This window comes from Nitrosomonas sp. (genome assembly GCF_043753625.1).
GTDB lineage: Bacteria > Pseudomonadota > Gammaproteobacteria > Burkholderiales > Nitrosomonadaceae > Nitrosomonas.
The window spans coordinates 1-7,918 of record NZ_JAYUWI010000004.1 but is presented as its reverse complement, the minus strand read 5'-3'; the positions used below and the strand labels follow the sequence as shown (position 1 = coordinate 7,918).

The 7,918-nt window shown below is 45.8% G+C and carries 8 protein-coding genes; 3 read left to right on the top strand and 5 right to left on the bottom strand.

Going from position 1 to position 7,918, the window contains the following annotated elements; genetic code table 11:
• From ACH10T_RS00300 to ACH10T_RS00290, 3 genes are all read right to left on the bottom strand, one after another.
• A partial coding sequence (locus ACH10T_RS00300) for an NAD-binding protein (RefSeq protein ID WP_394807350.1) occupies nucleotides 1–149 on the bottom strand: 149 nt, incomplete at its 3' end.
• 9 nt (nucleotides 150–158) lie between these two features.
• Nucleotides 159–947 carry an inositol monophosphatase family protein gene (locus tag ACH10T_RS00295; RefSeq protein ID WP_394807349.1) on the bottom strand — a complete coding sequence of 263 codons (789 nt, stop codon included), beginning with the start codon at nucleotides 945–947 and terminating at the stop codon, nucleotides 159–161.
• 2 nt (nucleotides 948–949) lie between these two features.
• Nucleotides 950–1,507 carry a thioredoxin family protein gene (locus ACH10T_RS00290; RefSeq protein WP_394807348.1) on the bottom strand — a complete coding sequence of 186 codons (558 nt, stop codon included), beginning with the start codon at nucleotides 1,505–1,507 and terminating at the stop codon, nucleotides 950–952.
• A 136-nt stretch (nucleotides 1,508–1,643) separates the two neighbouring features.
• Between ACH10T_RS00290 and ACH10T_RS00285 the strand changes: the two genes are divergently transcribed.
• Nucleotides 1,644–2,390 (top strand): 16S rRNA (uracil(1498)-N(3))-methyltransferase, encoded by a 747-nt coding sequence (locus ACH10T_RS00285; protein ID WP_394807347.1) that lies wholly within the window; start codon nucleotides 1,644–1,646, stop codon nucleotides 2,388–2,390.
• Between the two features lie 15 nt (nucleotides 2,391–2,405).
• Nucleotides 2,406–3,749 carry an amino-acid N-acetyltransferase gene (gene argA, locus ACH10T_RS00280; protein WP_394807346.1) on the top strand — a complete coding sequence of 448 codons (1,344 nt, stop codon included), beginning with the start codon at nucleotides 2,406–2,408 and terminating at the stop codon, nucleotides 3,747–3,749.
• A gap of 156 nt (nucleotides 3,750–3,905) precedes the next feature.
• On the opposite strand, the gene ACH10T_RS00275 is transcribed toward argA, so the two are convergent.
• The gene (locus ACH10T_RS00275) at nucleotides 3,906–6,455 is read right to left on the bottom strand and encodes an ATP-binding protein (protein ID WP_394807345.1); all 2,550 of its coding nucleotides are present in this window, start codon (nucleotides 6,453–6,455) and stop codon (nucleotides 3,906–3,908) included.
• A gap of 415 nt (nucleotides 6,456–6,870) precedes the next feature.
• Between ACH10T_RS00275 and ACH10T_RS00270 the strand changes: the two genes are divergently transcribed.
• Complete coding sequence (locus ACH10T_RS00270) at nucleotides 6,871–7,143, top strand: oxidative damage protection protein (protein ID WP_394807344.1); 273 nt, start codon at nucleotides 6,871–6,873, stop codon at nucleotides 7,141–7,143.
• A gap of 32 nt (nucleotides 7,144–7,175) precedes the next feature.
• On the opposite strand, the gene ACH10T_RS00265 is transcribed toward ACH10T_RS00270, so the two are convergent.
• On the bottom strand, nucleotides 7,176–7,844 hold the full coding sequence (locus tag ACH10T_RS00265) for a putative phage abortive infection protein (RefSeq protein ID WP_394807343.1): 669 nt from the start codon (nucleotides 7,842–7,844) through the stop codon (nucleotides 7,176–7,178).
• Nucleotides 7,845–7,918 lie beyond the last annotated feature (74 nt).

The following is a 7,918-nucleotide window of genomic DNA, read 5'->3' as shown; positions in this document are numbered from 1 at the left end:
CCAACAACTGTCCGCAAATCCAAGCGCTCCTGTAATAATGCCAATCGCTTCGAATCAATATCGACCATCGTGATGTCATTCGCTTCACTGACTAAGCTTTCCGCAACCGATGAACCCACCTGACCCGCACCCAGAATGATGATTTTCAATTAAATTACCTATTCCTTCCGATTCGCGCGCACCCAATCGCGCCACTGGGTAAATAGCTCAGGATCCAATGCCGCAATCACTGATCGTTGCCAGGGTGAGCCTGCCCAATAATCATCTTGATCAAAACCGCACATTTTTCCGCCTGCCTCTTCAAGAATCAGCGAGCCTGCCGCATAATCCCAGGGCTTCTGCCCACCATGCAGATACAAATCGAAATAACCGGCGGCGGTATAACACCATTCGAGGGCACAAGCCCCATAATTTCGCTGTGACGCAAACGGCGGATAGGCAGCAATTTTTGCCGCAAACTTTCTATCCAGCCGCTTCAAATCGACATTTGCCATGGCGCTCGATAACGTCGGCACATATTTCTTAATAGGCAACGCTGTTCCATTTAGAAAAGCACCACCTCCCTTGGTCGCATAAAACATTTCATCCGCCACTGGGTTATAAATCACCCCCAGAACACCTCTACCTTGTTCCATCAATGCCACCGAAATTGCAAAATAAGGTAATCCATTGAGGAAATTAGAGGTGCCATCAATCGGATCGACGCTCCACAGTCCGGCTTTACCCTGAATCCACTGTTCTTCCTGTTCCTGTTTTGACATTTCCTCGCCCATGGTAGCGGCCGGATAAATCTTCTGTAACTCGTAGAGCAAAGCATTTTGTGCCGCAACATCCGCCTCGGTAAAGAAACTGCCGTCCGACTTGATCTGCCGATCCACTTGTAAATAGCGCGGCATGATAACTTGCTGCGCAACCTCTCTGACTACTGCGATAACTTTTTCTAGCACATTTACTCCGTACGCCATTTGATCGAGCAGCCGATACTGGGGATTTGATTTTCTGGGCCACGACCCGTTTTGGCGACCTGCAGCATGGCTTCAAACAGATCGCGGCGCACATCGGCGGGAGCCGCTTCTTTCCGGGATGCATCCAGACGTCCGCGATATTGCAGTTCCAGTTGACTATTGAATCCAAAAAAATCGGATGTACACACCGCACCATATCGCTTAGCAATTTCCTGGGTTTCATCCCAAACGTAAGGAAATGGGTAATTTAATTTTTTGGCAATTAGTGCCATATTTTCAAACGAATCTTCCGGATAATCGGCTGGATCATTCGACATAATTGCAATCGCATTCATACCATGCGGCTTCAATTCGTTCACATCCCGAATAATGCGATCCTGTACGGCTTTCACATACGGGCAATGATTACAGATAAACATCACCAGCAAACCGTTCTCCCCTTTCGCAGAAGCCAGGTTATACCGCTTACCATCAACGCCCAACAAATCAAAATCAATCGCTTTCCAGCCAAAATTACACACTGGTGTTTCCAGACTTGCCATATACTTTCTCCTGCTTTCGATGATATTTCAGAAAATTTCTTTTCAGCGTAACGCTCAGACAATGCTGAATACTTATCGTGCTATATTAGCATGAGTCCATTATTGACATTGTTACTTACCCGAATCCAACCCAATCATGCATGCTCGTTTCTATCACCCGGCGGAAATTGCCATTGGACAACTCACGGAGCTTTCCGCCGAGAATAAACATCATGCCGCACGGGTATTGCGGCTAAAAAAAGGGGATGCAATCACGTTATTTAGTGGCCACGGCGGTGAATATTCTGCACACATCGAAAATCTCAGCAAATCAAACACCACAGTTTTGATTGAAGCCTATCATGACATTGACTGTGAATCACCTCTTGATATAACGCTTGCGCAAGCCATATGTGTTAATGAAAAAATGGATTGGATCATACAGAAAGCAGTTGAATTGGGTGTGACATGCATACAACCGGTTTCGACCATCCGTAGCATCGTACATCTTTCCGATGAGCGTTCTTCCAAGCGCCTGCAGCACTGGCAGAAAATCATTATTTCAGCGTGCGAACAATGCGGCAGGAATCATTTACCGCAGATATTATCTTTGATTTCGCTACCGGAATGGCTAAGTCAAAAGAAAACCACGCAATCATCGCACGATTTAAATTTAATGCTTTCCACGACAGCGGCAGAAAGTTTAAGAAACATACCGAAACCACCCGTCAGCGCTCACCTAGCGCTGGTGATTGGACCTGAGGGCGGATTTACGCAGGATGAAGAAGTGGCTATTCTACATACCGGTTTCATTCCGGTACGTTTGGGAAAACGCATATTGCGCACAGAAAGTGCGGCTTTAGCCGCCATTTCCGCATTGCAAACCCTATGGGGTGACTACTGAGTGAAAAAGCAGACAATGAATAACACCACTACTGATTTTGTTTCCTGGTTCCGCTCCGTTGCGCCTTACGTCAACGCATTCAGGGGAAAAACCTTCGTCATTGGTTTTAGTGGCGAAATGGTCACCGATGCAAAATTTGTCAGCTTTATTCACGACATCAATTTACTTGCCAGCCTCGGCGTCAGACTGGTACTTGTCCACGGCGCACGCCCGCAAATCCAATTACGCTTGGATGAATCGCAATTGGAAACGCAGTCGGTCATGGGCATGCGCGTTACCGACTCCGCCGCGCTGCAATGTGTCAAAGAATCAGTGGGGCGCGTGCATCATGAAATTGCCGCATTGCTCTCGATGGGGTTACCCAATTCACCAATGGCCAACGCATCTATCCACGTAAGCAGCGGGAATTTTGTCACGGCTTGTCCGTACGGTGTCATTCAGGGTATCGATTTGATGCATACCGGAAAAGTACGCAAAATAAATGCACAAGCTATTCATTTCCGTTTGGAACAAAACGATGTCGTGTTGATTTCACCGCTGGGCTATTCACCGACGGGCGAGATATTTAATCTCACGATGGAGAATGTGGTTACCGAAGTCGCGATTGCGCTCAGTGCCGAAAAGTTGATTTTTCTTTTGGATACCCTGAATACCTCAGCAACTTCCGCCGACAATCCTGAAACACTCTCGCGTGAGCTCACTGTCGCAGAAAGCAAATCTTTACTCGAAAACAAAGCACCGGCAACCAGCGCTTTACTCTCCGATGAAATCCGCTCATCGTTACGCTGTGCAATCAGGGCCTGCGAAACGCACGTCACACGAACGCATTTGATCAGCCGCCACAGCGATGGCGCCATCCTGCAAGAGCTTTTTACGCACGATGGCATCGGCTGGATGATCTCGCAGGAAACACTGCAAGCATTGCGAAAAGCCAGAATAGAAGATGTCGGCGGCATTCTGCAGCTGATTGAACCGCTGGAAACTGAAGGTATTCTGGTGAGACGTAATCGTGAACTACTAGAAATTGAAATTGATCGCTTTACGGTTTTCGAACATGATGGCGTCATCTTGGGTTGCGCCGCACTGTACCCGTTTCCTGAAGAACACGCCTGTGAACTCGCCTGCTTGGCAATTCACCCGGATTATCGTGACCTGGGGCACGGCAACCGTTTGCTCAAACATATCGAAAGCAAAACTATTTCCCAGAATATCCGTAAACTGTTCGTGCTCACAACGCATGCCAAGCATTGGTTCATTGAACACGGCTTTACCGAAGCCACGCCGGCTGAATTGCCCAAGACCAAACAGAATTTATACAATTATCAGCGTCGCTCGAAAGTATTGATCAAGCATCTATGATCACCTCGATCAGTAGTACTGGTGCACTGAACTCGCCGAAACTTTCACCGTTCTAAATTGGATGAGGCAATTTCATCATGCGCTACGAAGGCAGAATGCTGTAATGCCTTAGGAATTAACATGAGATCGTCAGCTCTCCTTTAAAGTATGCGCGATTTATCGAAGCGATTTGAGCCACTTCAGTAACGTCGCATACAACACATCACGACTGATTGGTTTGGGAATATGGTCGTTCATTCCGGCCTCCAGGCAAAGTCGCCGATCAGTATCGAAGACATTGGCGGTTATGGCCAGGATAGGTGTTTTGCGGTTGAGTGAATCATCCCGGATCGCCTTAGTAGCATCGATGCCGTTGAGCCTCGGCATCTGTATGTCCATCAAAATCAAGGCGTAATGATTCTGCCGTGCTAAGGCGAGCGCTTGTTCGCCGTCTTCCGCCACATCGATGACCAAGCCAGCTTCTTCCAGCAGAATCACAAGGATCTCCCGATTGATTGGTTCATCTTCGGCAATAATGATACGGATGCCGGCAAATTTCCGGCGCAAGCATTCCGCGGCGCTTCCATCAGCCACAGCTTGCACTGTCCGGACCATAACGTTTTCCTTGATTGCAGTCAGACGAACGACAAACCAGAAAGTGCTACCTACACCAGAAAGACTCTCGACACCGATCTCCCCTCCCATCATAACGACCAAATGCTTACTGATAGCTAGTCCCAGTCCCGTGCCACCGTACTTGCGGGTCATCGAGTTATCGGCTTGTTCAAAGGCAGCAAAAAGACGTTTCTGAGCCTCCGGGCTGATACCAATACCTTGGTCTTGCACCTCGAAGCGCAACAACAAGCAGCCTTGATCTTCTGACACTTGTTGCACACGGACGGAGACTTCGCCACGATCACTGAATTTAATGGCGTTGTCAACCAAGTTAGTCAAAACCTGCTCCAAACGTATCCGATCTCCCAACAACGTACAACAAGCCAGTTCAGTAGGAAGGTTAAGGGTAAGAATTAGGCCTTTTTCCACAGCCCTGTGGCGGAAAAGCGCTTCGAGATTTTCCAACATTGTGCTCAGTTTAAACGGCAGTACTTCCAGGATCAGGCGCTCAGCCTCGATCTTAGAGAGATCGAGAATATCATTGAGTAAGACCAATAGGCGTTCGGCCGCGCTCTTAGCCTTGTCGATCTGATCCAAGCCTTTAGGATCGGTCATGCGCATGCGCGCCAAGCTGATCATGCCAAGAATACCGTTCATGGGCGTACGCAACTCGTGGCTCATATTGGCGAGGAAAGTAGTTTTGGCTTGATTAGCGGCTTCCGCGGCTCCCTTTGCAAGGTTTAAATCATGGGTGCGCGCATAAACCATTTGTTCGAGCTGTTGCTGGTATTCGCGCAACTCGTCTTCGACTTTCTTACGGGCAGTAATATCTTGAACCAATACCAAGAAGTAGTTCAGCGAACCGTCCTGATTACGAACACAACAAACTAAAATCGATGCATAAATAATCAACCCATCCTTGCGGATAAATCTTTTATCCAACGAATAACCTTCGGCTTTACTGACCAAAGCATTCTCGAATTCGGCAATATTGAATACGCGATCATCTGGATAGGTAATCTCCGCCCAAGTAAGCTTAGTCAATTCATCCTTGGAATATCCTAATAGCTCACACAAACAGGGGTTGACTTCCAACCATTTTTTTTCCAGTGAAGTAATGGCAATTCCCACCAGTGGTAACTCGAAATAGCTGCGAAACCGCATCTCGCTAGCTCGCAAACTTTTCTCACTGGCATGCAACTTTTCCATGATGCTCCGACGATTACACTCGATAACCAGCAATTTTTTTCGAGCTTCTTCGATCCGACCTATCACGGTATCCTCTGCGCCCTTTGCAACAGATATCGGTGTCACCAGATCACCACCTCCGATTCTCTTGATAACTGCATATACTCCATCAACCGACGCGCCGAGCAATCTACGCCGACTACAATACAGAGTGAACAGCAATGCAACCTGCATCGCACTGAAGAAAAGGAAGATCGCTCGCATCACTTGTGCATGATGCTCAGCGGTTTCGACATCTAACCGGGTTCGCTTATCGGTAATCGTGATAAAGTCTGCGATTGGCAACATGATCGCAGCTTTGGTACGGTGATAGGTTTCGTCGTGGAGTATGGCAATAGCGGATTGCCGGTTGGTTTCATAGTTGTCCGCGCCAGATTCGATCAGCTTCATCGCCCGTTCTTCGATGCGTACAAGCGCATCGGATTGAATCTTAGCTTCAGCAAGCTTTTCCAGTTCTACCACAGAAAATCCAGTCTGCCGCATCTTTTCAAGCAGCGGTAACACTTCCCCCGTTGGCCTTGGCCTTACATCGTCCGTCAACACTAAATCCCAGTAGATGTTATGGTATTCGCTCGGACGAGCACTTATGCCATTTCGAATCGCCAAAATTTCCTCGAAGATCCTTTTATATCGCAAATCACCCGTTGCTACGTAGGTACGCACCATACGCGTCAGATCATCTGAGGATTGGCGCAATTCATCGGCAAGTAAAATCGCTTGGTGACGCGATATATTAGCTTGACCTATATTCTTCGTTGCATCAACATAGATAAAGAACGTAGCGACTAAGCACAAAAACCCTATCAGGCTAATCCCCGACAGTAGATTATGATAGTTCAGTAAAGAAGACAAAAATTTCATCATCACCGATCAGAATAGAGCAAAGCACGTTTATTCATAAGAATGAAACACTGATGACCAAATGAACTATCAAAATCATATGTAACTTAACTGATAATTCATTCCGATTCTATTAGCACGGAAAACCACAGATTTAGTTACAAATTGGCGCCTCTAAAGAATGATACTTTAGAAAATTATTTGCTAAATTCTAAAAAGCGCTGTAAAAACCGTGCTAAAGATTAAATAGACTCAAAAACATCCTTCTCCCTGCAGCTGTATGAAGTAGCATCCAGACACAAAAAGTATGAGTTAATCGACTTGAGCAGTTCTATTGAGAAAAGTATCAGGAATAATACCAACAATGATTTACTGAATGCCGCAAAGCTTTCATAATAGCGGCTTTTCATAAATCATCTTTTCATGAGTAACCTATCAAATGGCACGAATAGTCAAATGCATCAAACTCGGCCGAGAAGCTGAAGGCTTAGATTTTCAAACCTACCCCGGGGAACTGGGCAAACGTATTTTTGATAATGTCTCCAAAGAGGCCTGGCATCAATGGATCGAACACCAAACCATGCTGGTCAACGAGAATCGCTTAAATCTTTCAGATATCAAGGCGCGCAAATATTTGGCTGAGCAACTGGAAGCGCATTTTTTTGGGGAAGGTGCGGAACAGGCGGCGGGGTATGTGCCTCCAAAAAATTAATCCTAAATTTTGATAATGTGCCAGCACATAATTTAGTTATGTTGCACGTTAACCTCTTCCCATTCGAAGTAATTTGATTCAAAAAATTTAGATATATCTATTTCTTTTTCAGGTTCAAAAAATTCTTTTGGAATATTCTTTACCATCCTGTATTCGAGCATATAGCCATCTTTCCACCAACTACAGCCCATTGGCGAGAGGCTATTCAGCAGAAGAAGAGCCTGCTCATGATTTGATAGCTGAGCTCTTATAGTCTTTACAAATTCATATTTTTGATCGCATGTAAGCATTGTTTGCTGATCCACATACCTAACAGCTTGATAGAGGTGACGATAATAATGTCCCAAGCGAGACTGATGGCCTTCAAAAGGAACATATGGAAAATTCTCTCCATTTTTAATCCACACTTTTCTTTCTTTTTTATCGAGTTTATCTACCAAATCCTTGATAAAAGCTTTATCAAATTTTGCTAGCGATTGTTTTAAGATACGTGAAGAATTCGGACCTGTGCCATAATAAAGACAATAATATGAAATATGTATCAGTTCTTGCTGAGTAAAATCCAGTCCTTTTTCACGCGCTACTTGCGTTGTAAGCTCGTGAATTCGCCTAAATTCCCTGATAAGTCCGACAAACAGCTTTCGACCAGATATTCCTTCAACTTCCAGTTCAGCGACATTTAAAGTGGACCCCGCAGTCAAGACAATAATAGATTGAATTTAAGAGGGCACCCTATTCATGCAGCGGAACGGCGCTGCCCCGATTTTTTGTTTTT